The organism is Micromonospora sp. NPDC051196, from assembly GCF_040682415.1.
In the GTDB taxonomy this organism is placed as follows: Bacteria; Actinomycetota; Actinomycetes; order Mycobacteriales; family Micromonosporaceae; genus Micromonospora.
This window is the reverse complement of record NZ_JBFBAY010000013.1, coordinates 138,771-160,692: the sequence shown is the minus strand read 5'-3', so window position 1 is coordinate 160,692 and position 21,922 is coordinate 138,771. Positions and strand designations below refer to the sequence as shown.

22 protein-coding genes are annotated in these 21,922 nt (G+C 68.7%); 9 read left to right on the top strand and 13 right to left on the bottom strand.

Going from position 1 to position 21,922, the window contains the following annotated elements; genetic code table 11:
- Positions 1-210 precede the first annotated feature (210 nt).
- Positions 211-1,446, bottom strand: a complete 1,236-nt coding sequence (locus tag AB0M35_RS23300; RefSeq protein ID WP_363747791.1) for an FAD-binding protein — start codon at positions 1,444-1,446, stop codon at positions 211-213.
- 59 nt (positions 1,447-1,505) lie between these two features.
- Here AB0M35_RS23300 and AB0M35_RS23295 point away from each other — a divergent pair, with 59 nt between their 5' ends.
- On the top strand, positions 1,506-1,904 hold the full coding sequence (locus AB0M35_RS23295) for a hypothetical protein (protein WP_363747790.1): 399 nt from the start codon (positions 1,506-1,508) through the stop codon (positions 1,902-1,904).
- A 2-nt stretch (positions 1,905-1,906) separates the two neighbouring features.
- Here the strand turns inward: AB0M35_RS23295 and AB0M35_RS23290 are convergent, their stop codons facing one another.
- Positions 1,907-2,836: an LLM class F420-dependent oxidoreductase gene (locus AB0M35_RS23290; RefSeq protein WP_363747789.1), complete on the bottom strand. Its 930-nt coding sequence runs from the start codon at positions 2,834-2,836 to the stop codon at positions 1,907-1,909.
- A gap of 311 nt (positions 2,837-3,147) precedes the next feature.
- Here AB0M35_RS23290 and AB0M35_RS23285 point away from each other — a divergent pair, with 311 nt between their 5' ends.
- On the top strand, positions 3,148-5,328 hold the full coding sequence (locus AB0M35_RS23285) for a carbohydrate-binding module family 20 domain-containing protein (protein WP_363747788.1): 2,181 nt from the start codon (positions 3,148-3,150) through the stop codon (positions 5,326-5,328).
- Between the two features lie 175 nt (positions 5,329-5,503).
- On the opposite strand, the gene AB0M35_RS23280 is transcribed toward AB0M35_RS23285, so the two are convergent.
- The 5 genes from AB0M35_RS23280 to AB0M35_RS23260 form a co-directional block, all read right to left on the bottom strand.
- Positions 5,504-6,199, bottom strand: coding sequence for an ABC transporter permease (locus tag AB0M35_RS23280; protein ID WP_363747786.1), 696 nt, complete (start codon positions 6,197-6,199; stop codon positions 5,504-5,506).
- On the bottom strand, positions 6,196-7,122 hold the full coding sequence (locus AB0M35_RS23275) for an ABC transporter ATP-binding protein (protein ID WP_363747785.1): 927 nt from the start codon (positions 7,120-7,122) through the stop codon (positions 6,196-6,198). The genes AB0M35_RS23280 and AB0M35_RS23275 overlap by 4 nt, the downstream gene beginning before the upstream one ends.
- Positions 7,119-7,478 (bottom strand): GntR family transcriptional regulator, encoded by a 360-nt coding sequence (locus AB0M35_RS23270; RefSeq protein WP_363747810.1) that lies wholly within the window; start codon positions 7,476-7,478, stop codon positions 7,119-7,121. The genes AB0M35_RS23275 and AB0M35_RS23270 overlap by 4 nt, the downstream gene beginning before the upstream one ends.
- Before the next feature lie 99 nt (positions 7,479-7,577).
- Positions 7,578-8,615 carry a hypothetical protein gene (locus tag AB0M35_RS23265; RefSeq protein ID WP_363747783.1) on the bottom strand — a complete coding sequence of 346 codons (1,038 nt, stop codon included), beginning with the start codon at positions 8,613-8,615 and terminating at the stop codon, positions 7,578-7,580.
- On the bottom strand, positions 8,615-8,884 hold the full coding sequence (locus AB0M35_RS23260) for a hypothetical protein (protein WP_363747781.1): 270 nt from the start codon (positions 8,882-8,884) through the stop codon (positions 8,615-8,617). Before AB0M35_RS23260 ends, AB0M35_RS23265 begins: the two co-directional genes overlap by 1 nt.
- Positions 8,885-9,187: 303 nt before the next feature.
- Here AB0M35_RS23260 and AB0M35_RS23255 point away from each other — a divergent pair, with 303 nt between their 5' ends.
- From AB0M35_RS23255 to AB0M35_RS23235, 5 genes are all read left to right on the top strand, one after another.
- Positions 9,188-9,559 carry a YciI family protein gene (locus tag AB0M35_RS23255; protein ID WP_363747779.1) on the top strand — a complete coding sequence of 124 codons (372 nt, stop codon included), beginning with the start codon at positions 9,188-9,190 and terminating at the stop codon, positions 9,557-9,559.
- Positions 9,523-10,932: a sigma-70 family RNA polymerase sigma factor gene (locus AB0M35_RS23250; protein ID WP_363747778.1), complete on the top strand. Its 1,410-nt coding sequence runs from the start codon at positions 9,523-9,525 to the stop codon at positions 10,930-10,932. Before AB0M35_RS23255 ends, AB0M35_RS23250 begins: the two co-directional genes overlap by 37 nt.
- Positions 10,933-11,977: 1,045 nt before the next feature.
- Entirely contained in the window at positions 11,978-12,658 is a 681-nt protein-coding gene (locus AB0M35_RS23245; RefSeq protein WP_363747776.1) for a dihydrofolate reductase family protein, read from the top strand.
- 126 nt (positions 12,659-12,784) lie between these two features.
- Positions 12,785-14,902: a DUF4153 domain-containing protein gene (locus AB0M35_RS23240; protein WP_363747774.1), complete on the top strand. Its 2,118-nt coding sequence runs from the start codon at positions 12,785-12,787 to the stop codon at positions 14,900-14,902.
- Between the two features lie 119 nt (positions 14,903-15,021).
- Positions 15,022-15,501: a hypothetical protein gene (locus tag AB0M35_RS23235; RefSeq protein ID WP_363747773.1), complete on the top strand. Its 480-nt coding sequence runs from the start codon at positions 15,022-15,024 to the stop codon at positions 15,499-15,501.
- 2 nt (positions 15,502-15,503) lie between these two features.
- Here the strand turns inward: AB0M35_RS23235 and AB0M35_RS23230 are convergent, their stop codons facing one another.
- The 4 genes from AB0M35_RS23230 to AB0M35_RS23215 form a co-directional block, all read right to left on the bottom strand.
- Entirely contained in the window at positions 15,504-16,268 is a 765-nt protein-coding gene (locus AB0M35_RS23230) for a MerR family transcriptional regulator (protein WP_363747772.1), read from the bottom strand.
- Between the two features lie 30 nt (positions 16,269-16,298).
- Entirely contained in the window at positions 16,299-17,060 is a 762-nt protein-coding gene (locus AB0M35_RS23225; protein ID WP_363747770.1) for an ABC transporter permease, read from the bottom strand.
- On the bottom strand, positions 17,057-17,878 hold the full coding sequence (locus AB0M35_RS23220; protein ID WP_363747769.1) for an ATP-binding cassette domain-containing protein: 822 nt from the start codon (positions 17,876-17,878) through the stop codon (positions 17,057-17,059). Before AB0M35_RS23220 ends, AB0M35_RS23225 begins: the two co-directional genes overlap by 4 nt.
- A gap of 165 nt (positions 17,879-18,043) precedes the next feature.
- Positions 18,044-18,403, bottom strand: coding sequence for a hypothetical protein (locus AB0M35_RS23215; RefSeq protein ID WP_363747768.1), 360 nt, complete (start codon positions 18,401-18,403; stop codon positions 18,044-18,046).
- A gap of 378 nt (positions 18,404-18,781) precedes the next feature.
- Between AB0M35_RS23215 and AB0M35_RS23210 the strand changes: the two genes are divergently transcribed.
- Positions 18,782-18,925 (top strand): hypothetical protein, encoded by a 144-nt coding sequence (locus AB0M35_RS23210; RefSeq protein ID WP_363747767.1) that lies wholly within the window; start codon positions 18,782-18,784, stop codon positions 18,923-18,925.
- Between the two features lie 299 nt (positions 18,926-19,224).
- On the opposite strand, the gene AB0M35_RS23205 is transcribed toward AB0M35_RS23210, so the two are convergent.
- Entirely contained in the window at positions 19,225-20,127 is a 903-nt protein-coding gene (locus AB0M35_RS23205) for a hypothetical protein (RefSeq protein ID WP_363747766.1), read from the bottom strand.
- A 176-nt stretch (positions 20,128-20,303) separates the two neighbouring features.
- On the opposite strand from AB0M35_RS23205, the gene AB0M35_RS23200 reads away from it, so the two are divergent.
- Positions 20,304-21,335: a beta family protein gene (locus tag AB0M35_RS23200; protein WP_363747765.1), complete on the top strand. Its 1,032-nt coding sequence runs from the start codon at positions 20,304-20,306 to the stop codon at positions 21,333-21,335.
- On the opposite strand, the gene AB0M35_RS23195 is transcribed toward AB0M35_RS23200, so the two are convergent.
- Positions 21,301-21,870 (bottom strand): sce7726 family protein, encoded by a 570-nt coding sequence (locus AB0M35_RS23195; RefSeq protein WP_363747764.1) that lies wholly within the window; start codon positions 21,868-21,870, stop codon positions 21,301-21,303. The genes AB0M35_RS23200 and AB0M35_RS23195 overlap by 35 nt on opposite strands.
- Between the last annotated feature and the right edge of the window lie 52 nt (positions 21,871-21,922).

The following is a 21,922-nucleotide window of genomic DNA, read 5'->3' as shown; positions in this document are numbered from 1 at the left end:
GAAATCACCCGCAGCCTCAAACGCTACATAGCCCGCCAAATCTGGCGCACCCTCGAAGCCAACGCTTGACAAGAACCTTCACAGATCTTGCACTTTCCGTCGGCACATAGCGGGACAAAAGCCGCGCATCAGCGACCGGAAGTGCAAGATCGACGCGGGCGGGGCGGGGCGGGGCAGGGCAGGGCGGGCAGGGCGGGGCGGGGTGGGGGGTCAGCGGGGGAAGAGGGGGTTGAGGGCGGGGGTGTGGAATTTGGCGGTGGGGTCGAGGTGGTGGAGCAGGGCGGCGAAATCGGGCCAGTGGGGGTAGGTGGCGGCGATCGCCTCGGGGGCGGTGGTGAAGACCTTGCCCCAGTGCGGGCGGGGGCGGTAGGGGGCCAGGGCCTGTTCCACCTGGGCGACCACGGGCAGCACCCGCGACGCGTCGGCGATCCAGGTGAAGTGGATCGCGAGGCTGTCGCGGTGGTACTGCGGGCTGAGCCAGAGGTCGTCGGCGGCGATGGTCCGCAATTCGCTGATCTGCAACACCGGGGCGATCAGGGGTGCCACCTCGTCGAGGGCGGCCAGCGCGTCGGCGGCGACGGCGCGGGGCAGGTGGTACTCGGATTGCAGCTCGTCGCCGCTGCTCGGGGTGAAACCGAGCCGGAAGTGCGGCAGTCGCTCGTGCCACGGCCCGGCCGCGCCGAGTTGCTCGGTGCAGTTGGCCGTCGGCATGCCGGGCACCGGATGCCAGGGCCGGTCGGCCGCCGTGGTGCCGAGCCAGCCCGTCGGGGGCGCGGGGGCGTCCGCGAGCTGTTTGCGCCAGACCTGGGTGCCGCGCGTCGAGCGCCAGTCGGTGAAGACACTGACGCTGTACGCCGAGCCGAGCGCCTCGTCCAGCGCCGGGCGGGGCAGGTCGAGGTGGACGTACTGGCGCAGGTCGAAGGTGGGCAGCACGTCCAGGGTGACCCGGGTGACGATGCCCAGCGCCCCGAGGGAGACCACCATCGCGGCGAAGTCGGCGCTGTCGCGGTGCACGGTGCGCAGTTCGCCGGTCGCGGTGACCAGTTCCAGGCCGGCGACGGCGCTGGCCAGGTTGCCGATGCTCTCGCCGGAGCCGTGGGTGCCGGTGGCGATCGCGCCTGCCACCGAGATATGCGGCAGGGAGGCGAGGTTGGCCAGGGCGTACCCCCGCTCGTGCAGCCAGGTCGCCAGGTCGCCGTAGCGCATGGCGGCGGGGACGTCGACGGTACGGCGTTCCTCGTCGAGCCGTACGTCCGCCGGGAGCCCGGCCAGGGTGACCAGGTCGCCGGTGGTGTCGCCGAGCGGGTTGAAGGAGTGTCCGCTGCCCACCGCCCGGATCCGGTCGCTGCCGGCAACCAGCACAGCCAGCTCGTCCACCGATGTCGGCCGGTGGTACGCCCGGGCGGAGTACTGGATGTTGCCGGCCCAGTTACGGTGCGTCGGCACTGCGACCCCCTCCTCCGCGCCGGCGGTTACCGCCGGCTCCGTCGGGGAACCCTACGCCGATGAGCAGCTACCGTGATCCCGCCCCTCGTGGCGATGTGTACCCCTCCGAGGAGGAGATCGATCCGGGCGGCAGCGGCGTCGAGCCGGCCAGCGGTCCGGCTGGGGCGTACGCCTCGGTCGTGGCCAGCCAGCCCGGTCCGCAGCCGAACCCGACGCCCGGACCGGCGCCGACGCCGGTGCCCACCCCCGGGCCGCCGCCCCGGGTCGCGGGCGGCGGCCGGTCGATCGTCAGCCGACATCTGGACGGCTCGGTGCAGGTGGTCACCGATTTCGACGGCGACGGGGTGGCCGACGTGGTGCAGTTCGACCTCGACGGTGACGGGGTACCGGACGTCACCTACCTGGACAGTGATCGCGACGGTCAGCTGGACACCGTGCTGCGCTCACCGTCGCGCTGACGTCAGAGCTGGCGCATCACCTCGCCGGCGACCAGGTCCAGGTGGTCCAGGTCGCTCAGGTCGAGCACCTGGAGGTAGATGCGCTGGCTGCCCACGGCCGCGTACTGGCCGATCTTGTCGACGACCTCGGCGGGGGTGCCGGCCAGTCCGTTCTCGCGCAGCTCATCGGGCTCCCGGCCGATCGCGGCGGCCCGCCGGGCCACCTCGGCGTCGTCCTTGCCGCAGCACAGCACCAGCGCGTTGGACCAGACCAGCTCGGTCGGGTCCCGGTCGATTTTCTGGCAGGCGGCCCGGACCCGGTCGAACTGGGTGACGGTGTCGGCGATCGAGACGAACGGCAGGTTGAACTCGTCGGCGTACCGGGCGGCCAGTTGCGGCGTACGCTTCGCGCCCATGCCGCCGAGCAGGATCGGCGGGTGTGGCCGCTGCACCGGCTTGGGCAGTGCCGGTGAGTCGCTGACCTGGTAGTGGCGGCCGGTGAAGTCGAACGTCTGACCCGACGGGGTCCGCCACATTCCGGTGATGATCGCCAGCTGCTCGGCGAGCCGGTCGAACCGCTCCCCCAGTGCCGGGAACGGGATGCCGTACGCGCTGTGCTCGGCGTCGTACCAGCCGGTGCCGATGCCCAGCTCGACCCGTCCGCCGCTCATCTGGTCGACCTGCGCGACGGTGATCGCGAGCGGGCCGGGCAGCCGGAACGTCGCGGCGGTCATCAGTGTGCCGAGCCGGATGGAGCGGGTGTCGCGGGCCAGCCCGGCCAGGGTCGTCCACGCGTCGGTGGGGCCGGGATCGCCACTGACCGACCCCATCTTCAGGTAGTGGTCCGAGCGGAAGAAGGCGCCGAAGCCGGTCTCCTCGGCACGTCGGGCCACGGCGAGCAGGTCGTCATAGGTCGCCCCCTGCTGGGGTTCGGTGAAGATCCGCAGTTCCATGAGGTCGAGCATAGAAAGCCGGCCGTGCCCCGATGCGCTGGTCGGGGTAGATCCAGGGCGGGGCGGTCGTCGTCATGACGCCCTGCGAGCCAGTCTTGATCCACCCTCGCAGGCGCCATGGCCGAAAATTCTTGCAGGATTTTCAGTTCCACACAAGAGCGAATCCCTCGTTGCATCACGGTGTGAATCAGAGGTTCACATCCATCGACACCCCTGTTACGGTCACGCAGTCACCGCAACTTCTTGCACGACTTGCAGGAAACCTTGCCGTCACCGTGACTGCACCCCGACCGTCCCCGAGGAGGGCTTTCGTGCGCATCCCCCGTCCCCGCGCCGCGATACCCGCGGCCATCCTCGCCGCGACCCTGACCGCGGCCACCCTCACCGCCGTGGCAGCCGGCACACCCGCCAGCGCAGCCGACGTACGCGCCAACGGCGACGCGATCGTCCATCTGTTCCAGTGGCGGTGGGACTCCATCGCCGACGAGTGCGAATCCAACCTCGGCCCAAACGGCTGGGGCGGGGTACAGGTCTCCCCGCCGCAGGAACACGTGGTGCTGCCCAGCGCTGAGGGTGCCACGTACCCGTGGTGGCAGGACTACCAGCCGGTGTCGTACCGGCTCGATGCCACCCGGCGGGGCACGAAGGCCCAGTTCGTCGACATGGTCGAACGCTGCCGCGCGCAGGGCGTCAAGATCTATGTGGACATGGTGCTCAACCACATGAGCGGCACCGGCTCGGCCGGCGCCGGCCCGGGCAGCGCCGGCACGATCTACAGCAAGTACAACTACCCGAACCTGTTCAACGACGGTTCCGGCGACAGCTACGGCTACGCCGATTTCGCGCCCTGCTATCGAAAGATCAACAACTGGGGCAACAAGCAGGAGGTCCAGGACTGCGAGCTGCTCGACCTGGCCGACCTGAACACCGCCGACCCCGAGGTCCGGCGGAAGATCGCCAAGTACATGAACGCGGTGATCGACCTGGGCGTGGCCGGCTTCCGGGTGGACGCGGCCAAGCACGTGCAGGAGGCGCACCTGGCCGACATCATCAACCGGCTGCGCGACGTACCCGGCTTCGGCGGTCGACCGGACCTGTTCCACGAGGTGTACGGCGACGGGACGATCCCCTACACCGCGTACGCCCCGTACGGCGGGGTGACCAACTTCGACTACCAGCGGGCGGTCTCGTCGGCGTTCCGCGACGGCAACATCGCCCAGCTGGGCAACCTGCCCAACTACGGTGGCCTGACCGGGCAGCAGGCGGTGGTGTTCATCGACAACCACGACACCCAGCGGGAGAACCCGACGCTGACCTACAAGAGCGGTGCCCGCTACTACCTGGCGGACACGTTCATGATGGCCCACCCGTACGGCCGACCCCAGCTGATGTCGAGCTACGCGTTCGGCTCGGTGCACGGGCAGGGCCCGCCCAGCACGTCCAACGGCACCACCCTCGCCACGGACTGCGCCGGCAGCGCCTGGATCTGCGAGCACCGCAACGCGGGGGTGGCCGGCATGCCGGGCTTCCGCAACGCGGTCGCCGGCACCGGCATCACCTCGGTCACCACCGACGGCAACGGCCGGCTGGCCTTCGCCCGAGGCAACCGGGGGTACGCCGCCTTCAACGCCACCGGCAGTACGTGGAGCCGCAGCTTCAGCACCTCGCTGCCGGACGGCCGCTACTGCAACGTCGGTAGGGGCGCGTACGACCGGTCCACCGGAGCCTGCCCGGGCGGCGCGGTGACCGTCTCCGGTGGCAGCTTCACCGCCGCCGTCCCGGCGGACCAGGCAGTGGCCCTGCACGTCGAGGCCCGCCTGGACGGCCCCACCCCGACCCCGACCGCCACTCCCACCGCTTCCCCCACCGCCACCCCGACGCCGACGCCGAGCCCGTCGCAGCCGGCCGGGTCGACCCGGTTCACCGCCACCGTCACCACCAACCCCGGTCAGGAGGTGTACGTGGTCGGCTCGATCCCGCAGCTCGGCTCCTGGAGCCCGGCCAGCGGGGTGAAACTCTCCACCACGTCGGGCACCTACCCGACCTGGAGCGGGTCGGTCGACATCCCGGCCGGTACCGCCTTCGAGTGGAAGCTGGTCAAGATCGGCAACGGTGCCGTGCAGTGGGAGAACGACCCGAACCGCACCGGCACCGGCGCGACGGCCTTCTCCGTGACCTGGAACCAACCGGCCACCAACCCGCCCGGCGACGCCACGGTCTCCTTCCAGGCCACCGCCACCACCGTTGTCGGCCAGCACGTCTACGTCGTCGGCGACCTGCCTGCCCTCGGCGGCTGGGATCCGGCCAAGGGAGTACGGCTCTCACCCACCGGCTACCCGGTCTGGACCGGGCAGCTGAGCCTGCCGGCGGGCACCGCCTTTGCCTACAAGTACGTCAAGCGCACCGACTCCGGGCAGGTGGTCTGGGAGTCCGGCGCGAACCGCACCGCCACCGCGTCCGGGTCGCTGACCCTGACCGACACCTGGCGCTGACCCCCACCCCACCGCGCGGCCCCTCCCGACACCCGATCGGGAGGGGCCGCCCCCGTTGCGCACGGTGAGCCGTCGCGTCCTCCGGTGCACAGCCGGTCGTCGTGTTCAACCGGTCGTGGTGTTAAAAGGGGGCCCCTGCTCTACCACAGGCGTTAACAAGGGGCCCTTCCTTTCATCAGGGAGTGGCGCGTCGGATGATCAAGTAGCTGGCCAGGGCCAGCGGCAGCGTCAGCAGCGCCGGCCAGCCCACCAGCAGGGCTGCGCCGGACTGGTCGACGAACCAGCGGCCGATCGCCGACCACCAGCCCTGCCAGGTCACCAGCACCGCGGATCCACCGATGGCGACCAACAGGACCGTGGCCAGGGTGAGCATGCCGTTCATCCCCCAGCGCTTGAAGACCACGGCGATGGCGATGCCGACGAAGCCGAGCAGCAGGAACGGGATCGCGAAGCCGAGGTACCGCAGGACCGGGTGCTCGACCAGCAGGAACGGTATGCCGAAGAAGTGCAGATTCACGCCCCAGCCGTCGGTCGCCTGCTCGATCACCGCCAGCAGATAGAGCACCGCCGCGTAGACGAGCGCCTGACCGACGAAGTGGAGCACGTTGCCGAGGTAGAAGCTGCGGCGGGAGATGCCGAGCCCGAGGGCGAACGGGAAGTCCTGGGTGATCACGTTGATGCTGGCGACGAACATCACCACGTAGATGCTCATCAGGCCACCGGTGGTCGGCTCGAAGTCGTCCTGCTCGTTCATCGCGCTGAACAGGGCCAGGTTGATGACGAAGCTGAGCGCGAGGATCCCCCACGGCCAGCCGACCACACTGCGCCAGGCGACGAACTGCAACCGGGCGACGGTCAGGGTGCGGTTCATCGGACAGCCTCCTTGTCGGCCGTGACGGCGCTGCCAGCGTCCGCTGCGGGCCGGTTGATCGAGGTGGTCAGGCGCACCACGATGTCCTGGAGGGAGGACCCCGCCAGCTCAAGGCCCAGGGCCCGGGCGCGGTCGTGTTCGGCCGGCCCGAACTCGCCGCGTACGGTGGCGCGGGCCGTTCCCCCGAGGCGTACCCGGTGCAGTTCGGCGCCGCTGCGGACGAACTCGTCCACCGCCGCGACCGGGCCGGAGACGGTGACAACTTGGCCGCGCAGCGCCTCGGCCTCGGTGTCCAGCACGAGACGGCCCTGATCGATCAGCAGGACGTGCTCGATCAGGTCGCTGACCTCGTCGATCAGATGGGTCGAGAGCACGATGGTGCGGGGATGTTCGGTGAAGTCGGCCAACAACCGGTCGTAGAAGATCTGCCGGGCCACCGCGTCCAGGCCGAGGTACGGCTCGTCGAAGAAGGTCAACGGGGCACGCGCGGCCAGCCCGACGACGATGCCCAGTGCGGAGAGCATGCCCCGCGACAGCTTGCGGACGTTGCGCTGCGGCGGCAGCCGGAAGTCCTCGACCAACCGCTGGGCGTACTCCTCGTCCCAGCCGGGGTACACCAGACCGGCGGCCCGCAGCACGTGCTTGACGCGCAGGTTGGACGGGTAGGTCTGGCTCTCCTTGATGAAGGAGATCTGGGAGAGCACCCGCTCGTTCTCGTACGGGTGCTGCCCGAAGACAGCGATCTCCCCGCTGGTGGCGAAGATCTGCGCGGTGAGGATCTGCATCAGGGTCGTCTTGCCGGCGCCGTTGCGCCCCAGCAGGCCGTAGATCCGGTTCTCGGCCAGCGTGAAGCTGACCCGGTCCAGCGCGGTGACGTCGCCGTACCGTTTGGTCAGGTCGGTGACGGTGACCACCGGGCTCATCGGGTTTCCTCCCAATTGTCGATCATGTGCTTGAGTTCGGCCGGGTCGATGCCGAGCTTGCGCGCCTCGGCCACCAGCGGCTGGACGTACTGCCGGGCGAACTCGTCACGGCGCCGGGCGCGCAGCTTGGCGCGGGCGCCGGAGGAGACGAACATCCCGATTCCTCGCTTCTTGTAGAGCGTTCCGTCGTCGACCAGCTTGTTGACGCCCTTTGCTGCGGTGGCGGGATTGATCCGGTGGAAGGCCGCCAACTCGTTCGTCGACGGCACCTGCTCCTCCTCGGCCAGCGTCCCGTCCAGGATCGAGCTCTCCAGCAGCTCCGCGATCTGCAGAAAGATCGGCCGGCCGTCCTCCATCACGCCCGCCGCCCCGCCACGCCGTATCGGTTGGCTGGTTCATTACTCATGTAATTAACCATGCAACCCAAGCAACCCGATGTCAAGCCACCGACCCCGTCACACGTACGGCGGTCGGGCGTACGCGGAACGCAGCGCGGCCAACCCGGCCGCCTTGGGGCTCAACGTGCCCCAGCCGGAGTTGAAGTAGTTGGTGCGGGCGAAGAACGGCCCGCGCTCCGTGTTGAGCCGGGCGATCGCGGGCGGCACCGTGGCGATCCAGGCCGCCTGGTCCGGGATCTCGGCGACCCGGACCCCCCACTCGGCGACGATCACCGGTCGGGACAGCGCCACCGGCCCGAGGTCGGCCACCGCCCAGTCCTTGGTGCGGCGGAACCGGGCCAGCGCGGTGTCCGACGCGCTGGTCGCGTACACGTTCCATTGCAGGTAGTCCAGGCGCGACATCAGCGACTCCGGATGGGTGCGCTTGAACGAGGCCCGGTCGAAGCCACCGACGCCGACCGAGAAGGTGGTCCCCGATGGCAGCCCTCTGTCCCGGAACCAGTCGACGATGTACGCCATCGCCTGCACCGCCCGGGCGTCCGACTCCGCCCAGGTGTACGCCTTGCCGGCCTCGGTGGTGCCGAACTCGTTGTCGGTGTCGAGTTCGGAGGCGAGTTGGATGTTCACGCCGAAGCCCAGCGTCCGGTACTGCGACAGGGCCCGGGCGAACAATCCGTCGCACTGCCCGGCGATGACCTGGCCGTAGCCGTACGCCTTCGGCCACACGCTCCCCGGACGTTGCTGGATGGTCATCGTCGGTGCCGGCACCGTGTAGCGCACCCCGTCCACGGTGAAGGTCTGCGGCCCGGGGTCACCGGCCCCGTAGTGCTTGAGTTCCAGCACCATGTTCATCTGCATCCCGGACCGGCCGAGAGTGAGCAGCCACTGCTTGTTGTAGCCGGGGAAGACGTTGCTGTCGGCGAAGCTGCGGTACTGGGTCAGCGATCGGAAGTTGCCCCCCGAGATGTCGGCCGTCGGGTCGGCGTTGCCGGACAGGTAGTAGCCACCGAGCACCGGTGGGGTGAGGGTGTAGTCGGCGACGGCGGTGGCGGTCTGCCCGGTCGAGTCACGTACCGTGACGGTGACCCGGGGCATCACGCCACCGCCCGGTACACGGCCACCGTGCCGTTGTCCGACACCCGGGTCCAGGCGCGTCCCGAGTCGTCGGTGACGGTTACGGTGAGCGGGTCGATGACGGCGCTGACCTTGGCCGGCGCGCTGCTGTTGCCCTGCGCGTCGGTGACCACGACGGTGACGGTGAGGGTCTTCGTGTCGGGGTCGCCGTAGGTGACGGTGAGCAGCATCTGGGCGCCGGGGGCATAGCTGGTCGCGTTGAGAGCGGCGGTCACGGTGGGAGCGGCCATGGCGGCTCCTTCCTGGCTGGGGTCGCGACGACGGCGCGGGCGAGCGCCGACGACGCGGCGAGATCGGCGCGACGACCGGGTCCGTACGCCGCCGACGGGCGACGCGGGACCTGGCGTGATTACGGTGGCGACGTCGCTGTCGGGCATGATGCGGGCGATCCGGCGGGGACGCTGCTGTCGCCGCACGGTTGCGAAGAGTCGGATGTGGCCCGCCATCCGCAGCCTCTTGACCTGCTACAACAGTGCATCGGGGTAGGCCCTGGCGTCCTGTCACCTTGCGGACACCGCAACGGAGGGTTCCACGTGAAGTATCTGATGCTGATCTACGGCAACGAGCAGATCTGGGGCAGCCTGCCCGCCGGCGACCTGGCCACGCTGATCGGCGAGGTGGACGCCTTCAACGAGGAACTGCGCGCCCGCGGTGAACTGGTGGACGTGCAGGGGCTGGACGCCCCGGCCCGCTCGGTGCGGATGACCGGCGACACCCCGGTGGTCACCGACGGACCGTACCTGGAGGCGAAGGAGTACGTCGGCTCGTACTTCGTGGTCGACGTGGACAGTGAGCAGCGGGCGGTGGAGATCGCCCGGTCGTACCCCGGCCTGCGGTTCGCTCCCGGCGTCGGTGGCGGCATCGAGATGTGGCCGTTGATGATCCGCGAGGAGGACGACCGCTGAGCCTCGACGAGGCCGCCGCCGAATTGCTGCGCCGGCTGTCGCCCCAGGTGCTCGGCGTGCTGGTCCGCCGCTACGGCGACTTCACCGGGGCCGAGGACGCCGTGCAGGAGGCGATCGTCGCCGCCGTCGAGCGGTGGCCGCGCGACGGCGTACCGGAGCATCCGGCGGCCTGGTTGCACACCGTGGCCGCCCGCCGCTACGTCGACCAGGTGCGGTCCGCGGCCGCCCGGGCGCGCCGCGAGCGTACGGTGCTCGACAGCATCCCGCGTGACGCGCTGGTCGGGCCCCCGTCGGACGCCGACGTGCCCCGCGACGACCTGCTGGAACTGTTCCTGCTCTGCTGCCATCCGGCGTTGCCGACGAGCGCGCAGGTGGCCCTGACCCTGCGGGCCGTGGGTGGGTTGACCACGGCGGAGATCGCGGCGGCGTTCCTGGTGCCGGAGAAGACCATGAGCCAGCGGATCTTCCGGGCCAAGCAGCGACTCCGCGAGGTGGGCGCCCGGTTCGAGTTGCCGCCGGAGGCGGAGCAGAGCGCCCGGCTGGCCGTGGTCCGCCAGGTGCTGTACCTGATCTTCAACGAGGGTTACAGCGCCAGCAGCGGCCCACGGTTGCACCGGCCCGACCTGACCCGGCGGGCGCTGTGGCTGACCCGCCGACTGCACGACCGGCTGCCCGACGACGGGGAGACCACCGGCCTGCTCGCGCTGATGATGCTGACCGAGGCGCGGTCCGCCGCGCGGGTCGGCCCGGACGGCGAGTTGGTGCCGCTGACCGAGCAGGACCGTCGCCGATGGGACCGGAGGGCCATCGCCGAGGGCAGCGCGCTGGTGGAGCAGGCCCTGACCACCTCGACCCCGGGGCCGTACCAGATCCAGTCCGCGATCGCCGCCGTGCACGCCGAGGCATCGACCACTGAGGAGACCGACTGGCCGCAGGTGCTGGCCCTGTACGAGTTGCTGGAACGCCTGGCACCCAACCCGGTGGCGACCCTGAGCCGGGCCGTGGCGGTGGGCATGGTGCACGGCCCGACCGCTGGGCTGGCCCTGTTGGCGCAACTGGAATCGGGCATCCTCGCCGGGCACCACCGGCTGCACGCCGTCCGCGCGCACCTGCTGGAGCTGGCCGGCGACCGGGCCAGCGCGGCAACGGCCTGGCGGCGGGCGGCGGGGCTCGCCGGCAGCGACCCCGAACGCCGGCACCTGCTCCGCCGGGCTGCCGCCGCAACTGACTCAGGTCGCAGTGAAGGGGTCACCAGGGCTCGGGGATGTTCACCGCCAGGCAGCGCTGGGTACCGAGAAGAGTTTTGTAGCAGGCGGACGCCTCCAGGTTGTAGCTGTGGTCGTTGCGGTGAAAGGAGGTGGTGCCGCCGTTGAGGCAGGTGCTGCCGCTGACGGTCGTCCCGCCGGTGACCGTCCCGCTGGCGCACGCCCCCTTGGCGACGGCGGTCTTCTCCACCGTGTTCAGCGAGGAACGCAGATCCCCCGCCTGGTGGACGCCGTATCCGATGAGGCTGACGCCGGATCGGGTGACCGTGTACTGGTACGCCGTGGAGGTGTAGTACGACCAGCTAGCCCCGGTCCCGACGGTGCGCAGCCCCGAATCGGTGGCCGAGCCGGGGATGAATATGTAGAAACCCTTGTCGTTGGTGTTCGTTCCGTCGATCATCCGGTAGACGATCACCAACAGCCCCTGGTCGTAGCTGACCGTGTTGTATGTCAGGTAGCTGCCGTTACCGCAGGTGGTGCGGTCGGCGATGTAGCCGACACCGTACGCGTACAGCATCACCCGGGCGCAGCGTCCGTCCGCCGCGGTGTCCTCGATGGTGCCGAGCGTGGCCGAGGTGCCGGCATTGTCGGTGGCGTAACCGGTCAGGCGTACCCCGGGCAGTGTGCCGGAGTACTGGTAGGCGTTCGGTTGGTAGTAGCTCCACGAGGCCGACCAGCCGGCACCTGAGGGCAGTGCGAGCGCCGGCGTGGCGGGCAGCAGGGCAACAGCGAGCGTGGCGACCAGTGCAGCGGCCAGTGTGGCGGCCGACCGTCGTAGGGACAGTGTCCTCATCGGTTCCTCCATCTTGAAGCACGAGTCCACGAGCAGTGGATCTCTCACCGAATGATGACGGTCCACCCGGCGGCGCGAACGTCTCTGTCTCCAGGCAGACAGCGGCGTCGCAACGAGGTCCGACACGTCCTACCGAATCGACCGATGCCGGAACCGAGGCGGCGAGCGTCCCGCCACGATCGCCGGGTGACCCGCTAGCTGGTCGATGGCTTCCCTGCCGGTGGCGGCTTCGCCGACGACTCACCCCCAACCTGCCAGTGATTCAGATCACAGTCAATCGCGGTAGATGGCGTCGGTTCGGCTCCGATCCACCAATGAGCGGGCACCCATGGTGGGTGTCGCGAGACCGAGAGGAACGAGATGACCAAGGTGACCGCGCAGATGTCGGTGTCGCTGGACGGCTTCTACGCCGGCCCCCGGCACGACGGCGCCGGTGACTGGCTGCACTCGGCGGAGAGCCATGGCTTCTTCCGGGTGACCCGCTGGGCCACCGAGGCGATGTCCTGGCGGGAACGACAGGGTTTCGCCGGTGGCGCGCAGGACGTCAACTCCGACATCATCGCCGAGTCGTTCGAGGCGGCCGGCGCGTACGTGATGGGTCGCCGGATGGCCGACGGCGGTGAGGTGCCGTGGGGCGACGAGCCGCCGTTCCGTGCGCCGGTCTTCGTGGTCACCCACCGGCCCCGCCCGACGGTGATCCGCCAGGGCGGCACCAGTTTCACCTATGTCACCGACGGCGTGGCCAGCGCGGTGGCACAGGCCCGGGCCGCCGCGGGCGGCAAGAACGTGGCGGTGGCCGGGGGCGGCAGCCTGGTCCGGCAGGTGCTGCGCGCCGGCCTGCTCGACGAGTTCGAACTGCACGTCGCACCGGTGGTGCTGGGCACCGGGATGCGGCTGTTCGACGCCGACCTGGACGTGGACGAGTTCGAGGCCATCGAGCTGACCCCGACCCGTGTCGTGGACACGCCGCAGGTCACCCACATCCGGTACGCGGTCAACGGGCGTGCTCCCCTCACCCTCGACGACCGGGGCCGCAGCTAGGGGCGGAGTCCTCCGGCGTGATGGCGCGTCCGGCGGGTTCCGGCGTTGCGCCCGCTCGGCGACACGGGGCGTCGAGAATGCGCATCTGCGCCTAGAGTGACGGCATTCGTCGTCCAAGGAGGTGCGGTGTCCGAGCCGCCACCGGTCGAGCCGTCCCCGAATGCCGACGGGGAGTCCCGCGAGGCCCCTGCTCCGACCGCCGCCGTCCCGGCGGATCCCGCCGGGACGGCACCCCGGCTGCTGGTCGTACCGGCGGTCGAAGGTTTGCCGTCCATCGTGTGGCCCGGTCCGACCGACCAGCCCGCCTGGGCGATCCCGGTGCAGGTACCAGCCGGCACCCGGGGATACGCGATCTTCCTACCGCTGGTGCAGGAGGGCGCCGCCGCGCCGACTTCGGCGACGCCGCCCGCCCAGCGGGCACCGACCACCAGCGCGCCGGTGCCCACGACGCCGAGCACCACCGCGCCGGCCACCGCAGAGCCGGTGCCCACCGCGCCACCCGGGGCCACGCCGACAAGCGCAGCACCGGCCACCACACCACCCACGGCCGCGCCCGTAACCGCACCGGCCACCGAAGCGCCGCCGGCAACTGCGCCTGGCACCACCGCGTCGCCGGCCACGACAGCCTTGGCGGCCAGCCAGCTCGCGCCGGCCGGCCGGCCGGTGGCAACAGTGCCGGGTGCTGCATTCCCGGCTTCGTATCCGCCCGGCCCGGGGTACGCCTTCCGACGGACGCCACCACCGCCGACGTTCTTCGAACGGGCGTGGCCCGGCCCGGAGACGACCAATCACCTGGCCACCCCGCTTGCCGTACTGGCCGGCGCGCTGGGCGTGGCGACTTTCGTGCCGTTGGGCCGCACCGGCATCGGCTGGTTCCTCGGTTGGCTGGTGCTCACCGTCGCAGTCGTCATGGCGGTACGGCGACACACCGCCGAGCTTGCCCGTACCGAACGGTGGGTCCGGGCCGGCTGGGCCGGCGCCGCCCTGGCACTGCTCGCCGTGCTCGCCTTCCGCAACGCCTGGTGGCTGGTGACCTTCTGCGTGCTGGGCGCACTGGGCTGCGCCGCCCTGGCCATCGTCGGTGGGCAGCGGGTGCGGTCGATCCTGTTCAGCCTGGTGGCCGCACCGATCGCCGGACTGCGCGGGCTGCCCTGGGTACGCCGTCACCTGCGGGCGCCCGGCAGTCCCGGCAGCGTACGCCGGGTCGTCGGTTCGGTGGCCGCCACCGTGATCGTCCTCGTGGTGTTCGGTCCCCTGCTCTCCTCCGCCGACGCCGCCTTCTCGCAGGTCCTCGGTGCTCTGCTGCCCGAGATCAGCGTCAGTGGCGTGTTCCGGTGGCTGTTCCTGGCGGCTGTGGGCGGCTTGATCGCGGTGGCCGCCGTCTACACGATCGCCGCGCCGCCGGATCTGTCCGCAGTGGACCGGCCGACCGACCGACGCGTCGGGCTGCTCGAATGGGCGCCACCGATCGCCGCACTGACCGCCCTGTTCGGCGGCTTCGTGGCGGTGCAGTTCACCGTGCTCTTCGGCGGGCAGCGGCACGTACTGCGCACCACCGGACTGAGCTACGCCGAGTACGCCCGCAGCGGCTTCTGGCAACTGGTCGTGGTGACCGTACTGACCCTGGCGGTGCTCGGCGGGGTGACCCGCTGGGCCCGCCGCGACCGGCATCTCGACCGGGTGCTGTTGCGGGTTCTGCTCGGCCTGCTCAGCGCCCTGACCGTGGTCATCGTGGTGTCCGCGCTGTCGCGGATGTACACGTACCAGAAGGTCTACAGCTTCACCGGCGAGCGGATCTTCGTGATGGCCTTCGAGCTGCTGCTCGGCGCGGTCTTCCTGATGATCCTGGTGGCCGGCGTACGCTGGCGCGGCGGTTGGATCCCCCGGCTGGCCACGGCGCTCGCGGTGGTGCTGCTGCTCGGCCTGGCAGTACTCAACCCCGAGGACTACGCGGCCCGGCGCAACGTCGCCCGGTACCAGGAGACCGGGCGGATCGACGCCTGGTACCTCCGCGCCCTCTCCGCCGACGCCACGCCGGCCCTCGCCGCCCTGCCGGATCCGGTACGCCGGTGCACGCTCAGCTGGATCGCCGACGACCTGGCCGAACCCGACCCGTGGTACGCCTGGAACCGGGGTCGGGACCGGGCCCGGGCGGTACTGGACCGGTTGGGCCCCGAGGCGATCGGCAACCAACGCGACTGTCGCCGCGCCGACCAGTTCGACCTGCCGAAGACCCGCCGCTGACGGAGGTGACACGGGTGCGGACCAGTCGTTTTCTGTCGTGGCCCCTTGCCGGCTGCCTGCTCATCGCGGCGGCTGCATGCACGGCCGGGGATGCCGGCCAGGACGAGCTGCTTCCGCCGGTGCCTGCCACATCCCTGGCCGACCCCGACGCCACCCCGTCGAGCCAGGACAGCGGCGGGCCGGAGTCCTGTGCCGTCGCTGTCGACGCGCTGCGGGAACCACCGAATGGTTATCGGATCGTGGGCGAGGACGTCGCGGTCCCTGACCGGGAGGTGCTCGAAGCCCACGAGTCGGAAAAACCGGATCCGGCGGCCCGGCTGTTCGCCAAATGGGGACTTGTCGTACGCGCCGGCGCCGTGGTCGACCTGCGGGTGGCGTCCGGCTGGGAGGACAAGGCCCGCCTCGGCTGGGGCTCTCCGGCCGAACCAGCCGCGAACGTTCAGGTGCGGGCGTGTGCCGCCGACGACGACCAGTCCCAGTGGCTGGCCTTCGTCGGCGGCACGTGGGTGGCGCAGCCAGCCTGCCTACCGCTGATCATCCGGTCGTCAGGGCAGACAGTGCAGGTACGGCTCGGCATCGGCGTCGCATGCGACGCCTGAGGTCACCCTCCTGCCAACGGCTCCATCCGGTTCCACCCGGCCCAGCCGCGCTCGCGCAGCAGGTCCCGTAGCCGCTGCACCCTCGGGTCGGACTCCACGGCGAGCGCGTCGACGAGGTCATTCGGCGTCTCGTCGCTGAGGATCTCGCCGGCGCGGTACGCCTGCTCGGCCAGGCTCACCATGATGTCGGCGGCCTCCGCCAGGCGTGGGTCGTCGGTGTCACCCGGCTCGTCGTCGAATATCTCCGACAGCACCCGATAGAGCCGGACGACCTGCGGATCGTCGAGTTGCGCGAGCTTGCCGGGCATGAATTCGGCTATCCGCTCGGGCCAGCGAGCGGCGACCAGGATCCAACCGTCCCGTTCACCCTCCACCACCCGCTCCGACACCCCGATCTCGCGGAGCCGATCAAGGTATGCGGTGACCTCCGGTGGGAGCGTCAGACGGTCCCCACCGGCCAGTTGCGCGATCTGCTTGCGACTGGCCTCCAACCGCTCGATCTGGTCGCGCAGCCGCTCGTCGATGGCCCGGACCGCGTCGGCGAAGGCCGACGGACCGGCATCGAGCAACTCACCGATGCGGGCCAGCGGCACGCCGGCGTTGGCGAGCGTACGGATCTTCACGAGGGACACGACTGACTTGGCGCTGTAACGCCGGTAACCGGAGGCATCCCGTTCCGGCTCGGGCAACAGCCCGATCTGGTGATAGTGCCGCACCGCGCGCACGGTGACACCGGCGTACGCCGCCAGTTGACCGATCGTCAGCATGCTCTGATCCTGCCCCCTGCCGCCGCCGACTCAGGCGACCCGACGCTGGTAGGTGACGACCGCGAGGACGTAGGCGACGACGAGGAGACCGACGCACCAGGCCAGAGCGGTCCAGATGTCGGCACCGACCGGCTGCCCGGCGAACAGGTCTCGGATCGCGTCGACGATCGCGGTCACCGGTTGATGCTCGGCGAAGGCACGGACCGGGCCGGGCATCGACTCGGTGGGCACGAAGGCCGAGCTGACGAAGGGCAGGAACACCAGTGGGTACGCGAACCCGCTCGCGCCGTCCACAGACTTCGCGGTGAGGCCGGGCAGCACGGCGAGCCAGGTCAACGCCAGGATGAGCAGGACCAGGATGCCGGTGACCGCGAGCCACCCCAGCACCCCCGCCCCGGTGCGGAAGCCCACCACCATGGCGACGCCGATGACGACCGCCAGCGAGATCAGGTTCGCGACCAGCGAGGTCAGGACGTGCGCCCACAGTACGGAGGACCGGGCGATCGGCATGGACTGGAACCGATCGACGATGCCGCCCTGCATGTCCAGGAAGAGCCGGAAGGCGGTGTAGGAGATGCCCGAGGCGATCGTGATGACCAGGATGCCGGGCAGCAGATAGTCCACGTACGACTCGGACCCGGTCTCGATCGCGCCGCCGAAGACGTAGACGAACAGCAGCAGGAAGGCGATCGGCATGATCGCGGTGGTGATGATGGTGTCCGGGCTGCGGGCGATGTGGCGCAGAGATCGGCCGAGCAGAACCGCGGTGTCGCCGAGGAAATGCTTGTTCATCGTTCTGCCTTGTCTGGTCGGGTGCCGACGAGCTTGTCCGTTCGAGTGCCGACGAGGGTGAGGAAGACGTCTTCGAGGGTCGGCTGCCTTTCGACATACTCGACCTCGGGCGGTGGGAGGAGTTGCTTGAGCTCACCGAGAGTGCCGTTGACGATGATCCGGCCCTCGTGGAGGATCGCGATCCGGTCGGCGAGTTGCTCCGCCTCGTCGAGATACTGAGTCGTCAGCAGGACGGTCGTACCGCCCTCGGCAAGTTCCTTGACGGCCTGCCACACCTCGATGCGCGCCTGCGGGTCCAGCCCGTTGGTCGGCTCGTCGAGAAAGATCACCGGCGGATTCCCGATGAGACTCATCGCGATGTCCAGGCGGCGGCGCATGCCACCGGAATACGTCGCCACCCTGCGGTTGGCTGCCTCGGTCAGCGAGAAGCGCCGCAGCAGGTCGTCGGCGATCGCACCCGGGGCCGTGAGGTGCCGGAGCCGGGCCACCAGGACAAGGTTCTCCCGCCCGCTGAGGATCTCGTCGACCGCCGCGAACTGCCCGGTGAGACTGATCGACTCGCGTACGTCCCCGGCCTGCCGGCCGACATCGAAGCCGTTGACCCGGGCGGTCCCCGCGTCCGCCTTGAGCAGCGTGGACAGGATCTTCACCAGCGTGGTCTTGCCCGCCCCGTTCGAGCCGAGCAGAGCGAGGATGCTGCCCCGCGTCACATCGAGATCCACGCCGCGCAGCACCTGCAACTGCTTGAACGACTTCTCCAGACCTCGTACCTGGATTGCAGGCCCCTCGGCCTGACCGACTGTTGGTGGAATGCTCATGCCCGGCAGCATGGGGGGTTGACGCTGCGTCAGGGTCAAGTTCGGGCCAGGTTTCACATCGCCACCGACCCGCCTCGACGTCGACCAGGAACGGCACCGCGTGGGGCAACGCCGCCTCAGGATGGCCGACTGTGGTCAGTGGCGCGCCCGGCAGCTCCGCTGGCGCTACTCCTTCGCCGGCAAGCCGTCAAACCACCGCCGGGACGATGCGGGCACCAACAACAGGCCAACGAGGACTGACGCACCCAACATCTGCAGCAGCTCTAACGCATCTGTCCTGGTGATCGCGACGACACCGTACACAACGCTGGCGGTCGCGAAGACGGTTGTCCAAAACCGGGCCCGCCCGCTACCACGCCACAGGCCGTAAGCCAACACCGGCAGAAGAACTACCCCGATCAACCCGGTGGCCACGGACGGACCACCCGAAAACACCATCGTCGCCGCGAGCGCGGCCGCCACGAGCAAAATCCCCGAGGCGGCGGCAACCGGCACAGGAACGCGTCGCTGACCTTGCTCGATCATCGGCACATGGTAGACACCGTTCACCCGGTCCACTAGGCCGGTCGATGCCGGCTGCAGGCCAGGGCCGGCACTGCCCCCTTCCTGGGCCGCCCTGATCAGGCGGCGGGTCGTGCTGCTGGGGATTAGAAGAAGATCGCGGATGGCTGGTCAGCTGAATGGTTCCCTGGTCTGCCCGTCTGCCCGTCTGCCGTTGTCGGGTGGCGGGCGGTCTCGGAGCACGGATGGCTGTACGGCCAGCCGACCGGGGAGCTATTGCAGGACGACGGCGCGGTCCGAGGTAGCCGTTTCTCGGCATCTGCCGCCGCCTGGCCGCGTCCGGGACAGCCGTCTTGGATGTGATCGACCCCTATGCGGATACGATGCTGAACTTCATCCAGCTTGATCGCCTCATCGGTGCGCTGGGAACTTGCCCTCAACAGCGGCAAACTCACCGCGAAGGAAGAGGGGATGGCGCGTCTGGTCCTGGCGGCGGCAGTCGAGGCACGGGAGCTGAGCGGCTATCTGTTCTTCGAAGGTGACTGACAGGAACTGTCTGGACCTGCCTCGATCGGGCGCCCGGTCGTGCTGCTGCGGACTCAGTGCGGACTGAGAGCGCGGACCGGACTTCGAGGCGATCGGTGCGGATCGCTGTCAGCATGGCTGACCAGCAAACGGGTGGTGGGGCGGGCGGGACTCGAACCCGCGACCGAGGGATTATGAGTGGCTTTCAACGCTGTGACCAGGCCCTCACAGGGTCACCTGACTGTCAGTTCCGCCCACTACAGGCACTCCAGCCACTCGGCAATGCACGGCTTCGCACCATAGCCCGCACCACGGATGCGCTACGGATCCAGGCGGACGAAGGCGCCACCCTCCTGTTCGTAGATGCACGCGACGTTGACGCTATGTAACAGTTCAACGAGGTCCGAGCCTGGGTAGGACGGAAGCAGAACCGCCCTGGACTTGTGATCGACATAGCGTGCGTAGTCCAGCAACTGGCCGAGGGCCAGGCGTACGTGGTGGCGAGCCGCGGAACTCTTTGCCTCGACCAACTCAGCTCGGCCCTTATCGAACAAGTCGGTGTAGAGAGCCCTGCCGAGGTCGGGGAGCTTGATCTCCTTGCGGATCGCACCGCCTTCCGCCACCAGAGCGGCTACGTAACGGTCCACGAGGTCCGCCTCACGCCGTTCAGCGGTTGTCGGCTCACGCTTGGGCTCCATCTGAAAGGTCTCGGCAACGTGGGCCTCCATCGGGACATCCCGCACTGTCGGCTTGCCTGAGCTCGCTTTACCGAGTTTGGGCGCCTTGGCATCGACGGGCAGGAGCCGGAACACGATGACCTTCCGCAGGTCTCCCAGTCGGTCCCTTGCCTCTTCCGCGTACCAGGGAAGCTCCGGATCAACCCGGAACTCGCCGAGATAGCGCACCACCGAGCGCTTGACCTGGTCGAAGAATCGAAGCCGTAGTCCGCGATCCAGATGATCTCTCACTGCCGCGTTGCCACGCACGAAGGTCTGATCGCCGACCTGACCCTCACCTGTGTAGTGGAACGCCCCGTCAGGCTTCCAGCCATCAAAGTCGTACCCGTAACGGGCACCAGCCGGGGACGAGAAAAGGAGTACGTCCGCCCGCTTCGCCGGCCGCGTTATGCCGCCCTGTCCGGAACCGCCGCCCACGCGCTGATGAAGCTCTCGCCGAACGACTACTTCGCCAATCTGAATGTTCCACACCATGTCCCATGCCACGTTGAGACGATAGAACAAGTCAGCAACGGCTATAAGCCGCAAGCAACTCTTATTAGACATTCTTCGCGGATAGGCAAATCAGGCCCATCCACTAATGTCAACTCGTTACATTCCGAGTTATCTCAGATACCTTCAGTAGCCGACCGTGCAACCAGTGAGGCGCACAGGGGGTGGCTATGGCTCAGTACTGGCCCATACTCAAGGCACGGGCAGGCGAGTTCAAAGCGCTAGCACGACTTCGGGACCACGAGGTCAGCGCCATAAAACCCTTGTTCGAGGTCTCCCCCTCGGATAAAGGTCCGACGCAGGCCGGTCTCAAGTTCGTACGTCAGTTGCGAGAGTCGGCGCCAGCCGGCCTGGCTGTCGGAGTAGACACAACCTATGCCAGAGTCAACGATGACGGTCGACCACTGATCACGGAGATTGCCGACGACTTGGCACAATGGGGTATCCCTATCGTGCCGGTTGTTCGCCTACACGATTCAGACGAGCAGTTGTTGGCGTGCGGGGAGGCAGCTCGCCTGCACAACGAAGCAGCTATTGTGCGCCTCGGCAGCATCACCACGAATCCCGACCCGGTCGCCGACGCGTCTCGGGTATCCAGAGCTCTGTCAATCGCCAAAATTAATCTAGAACGATGCCATTTGGTGGTAGACATGGCCGAGGTCTCATCCGAGGGAGACGTCAGCCGAGCGGAGCAGGTCGTCAGGAACGTACTTGACTCGCTGGGAAACCAAGGATGGGCATCCGTCGTGGTTGCATCCGGCGCCATGCCGTCCGCCATTACCAGCATCCCTCGCAATGAAGCGACACCATTAACTAGATGGGATTGGAAGCTCTGGGAACGACTCGCCGACCGCAGCCCAGATTTTGGCGACTACGCCATCGCACATCCAGCTCCACAAGGAGCCGGGGCTCGCGGCCCTCTTCCGAGCCTCAGGTATACCGCGAGTAACATCTGGTGGATCTACCGTTGGGCCCGTTACGAAACTGGCGGCAACGATAGTTTTTACGACTTGTGCAAAGCTCTAGTTGCATCCGACCATTGGCCGACCGTGGGCTCAGACTTCTCATGGGGCGACAGCGAGCTCGCCCGGTGCGCCAGACGTCAGCCTGGACCAGGAGGCGCCACGCAATGGCGAGCGTGGGGAACCTCCCATCACCTCGCGCATGTCATAAGCGAGTTGGCCAGCCCTCCCGCGCCCTGAGCACGCGCCGCACTTCTTCCTGCAACTCGTGCAACTCTAACGTCTGAGCAAGGCGTTCCCACACGAACCATCTTGGCGCCTTCGACAAACCAACGTGATTACCCCGCTCTCTCAGCAGGGCCATCGCTTCGTCTCGCCAAAGCAACTGCGCAACCGCGAATGGGTTAGGGCTTGGGTTACGACTGCCGCGGCGGACATTCCGGAGCCGAGCTGCGCGCTTGCCGGGAACAGCAAGCCACATACCCCACCACGACGGAATCATCTTTGAGGCTTGATCTAGATACCGGTCCGTTGTCACCAGCGCGGCCCGGTCGAGGACCCTGCTATACAGTTCCGCCTGCATCCCTAGCCGGCTCAACTTGTCCTCGTCGCTCTTGATCTCGAACCCTGAGATATGACCGTTGATAACAGCCACATCCACTCTCGTTCGGCCAGCACAGAGGCCCAACTCATGCCGAATATGAGTGTCGGGCTCTGAGCCGTACTTTGAAGCCAGACGAGCAATTAGCGCGTGGCGAATATCGCTATCGCGCATTTCACCTCCCGACTTCGCTCAGCATCGCCCGATCCGCCAATACTTGCATAGG

Bases quoted from the DNA above. Each gene is read 5' to 3' on its own strand.
- AB0M35_RS23275 (WP_363747785.1), bottom strand. From the start codon at position 7,122: ATGAGCCCGGTGGTCACCGTCACCGACCTGACCAAACGGTACGGCGAC.
- AB0M35_RS23225 (WP_363747770.1), bottom strand. From the start codon at position 17,060: ATGAACAAGCATTTCCTCGGCGACACCGCGGTTCTGCTCGGCCGATCT.
- AB0M35_RS23270 (WP_363747810.1), bottom strand. From the start codon at position 7,478: ATGGAGGACGGCCGGCCGATCTTTCTGCAGATCGCGGAGCTGCTGGAG.
- AB0M35_RS23215 (WP_363747768.1), bottom strand. From the start codon at position 18,403: ATGATCGAGCAAGGTCAGCGACGCGTTCCTGTGCCGGTTGCCGCCGCC.
- AB0M35_RS23200 (WP_363747765.1), top strand. From the start codon at position 20,304: ATGGCTCAGTACTGGCCCATACTCAAGGCACGGGCAGGCGAGTTCAAA.
- AB0M35_RS23260 (WP_363747781.1), bottom strand. From the start codon at position 8,884: ATGGCCGCTCCCACCGTGACCGCCGCTCTCAACGCGACCAGCTATGCC.
- AB0M35_RS23245 (WP_363747776.1), top strand. From the start codon at position 11,978: ATGACCAAGGTGACCGCGCAGATGTCGGTGTCGCTGGACGGCTTCTAC.
- AB0M35_RS23265 (WP_363747783.1), bottom strand. From the start codon at position 8,615: ATGCCCCGGGTCACCGTCACGGTACGTGACTCGACCGGGCAGACCGCC.
- AB0M35_RS23220 (WP_363747769.1), bottom strand. From the start codon at position 17,878: ATGAGCATTCCACCAACAGTCGGTCAGGCCGAGGGGCCTGCAATCCAG.
- AB0M35_RS23195 (WP_363747764.1), bottom strand. From the start codon at position 21,870: ATGCGCGATAGCGATATTCGCCACGCGCTAATTGCTCGTCTGGCTTCA.
- AB0M35_RS23290 (WP_363747789.1), bottom strand. From the start codon at position 2,836: ATGGAACTGCGGATCTTCACCGAACCCCAGCAGGGGGCGACCTATGAC.
- AB0M35_RS23230 (WP_363747772.1), bottom strand. From the start codon at position 16,268: ATGCTGACGATCGGTCAACTGGCGGCGTACGCCGGTGTCACCGTGCGC.
- AB0M35_RS23295 (WP_363747790.1), top strand. From the start codon at position 1,506: ATGAGCAGCTACCGTGATCCCGCCCCTCGTGGCGATGTGTACCCCTCC.
- AB0M35_RS23280 (WP_363747786.1), bottom strand. From the start codon at position 6,199: ATGAACCGCACCCTGACCGTCGCCCGGTTGCAGTTCGTCGCCTGGCGC.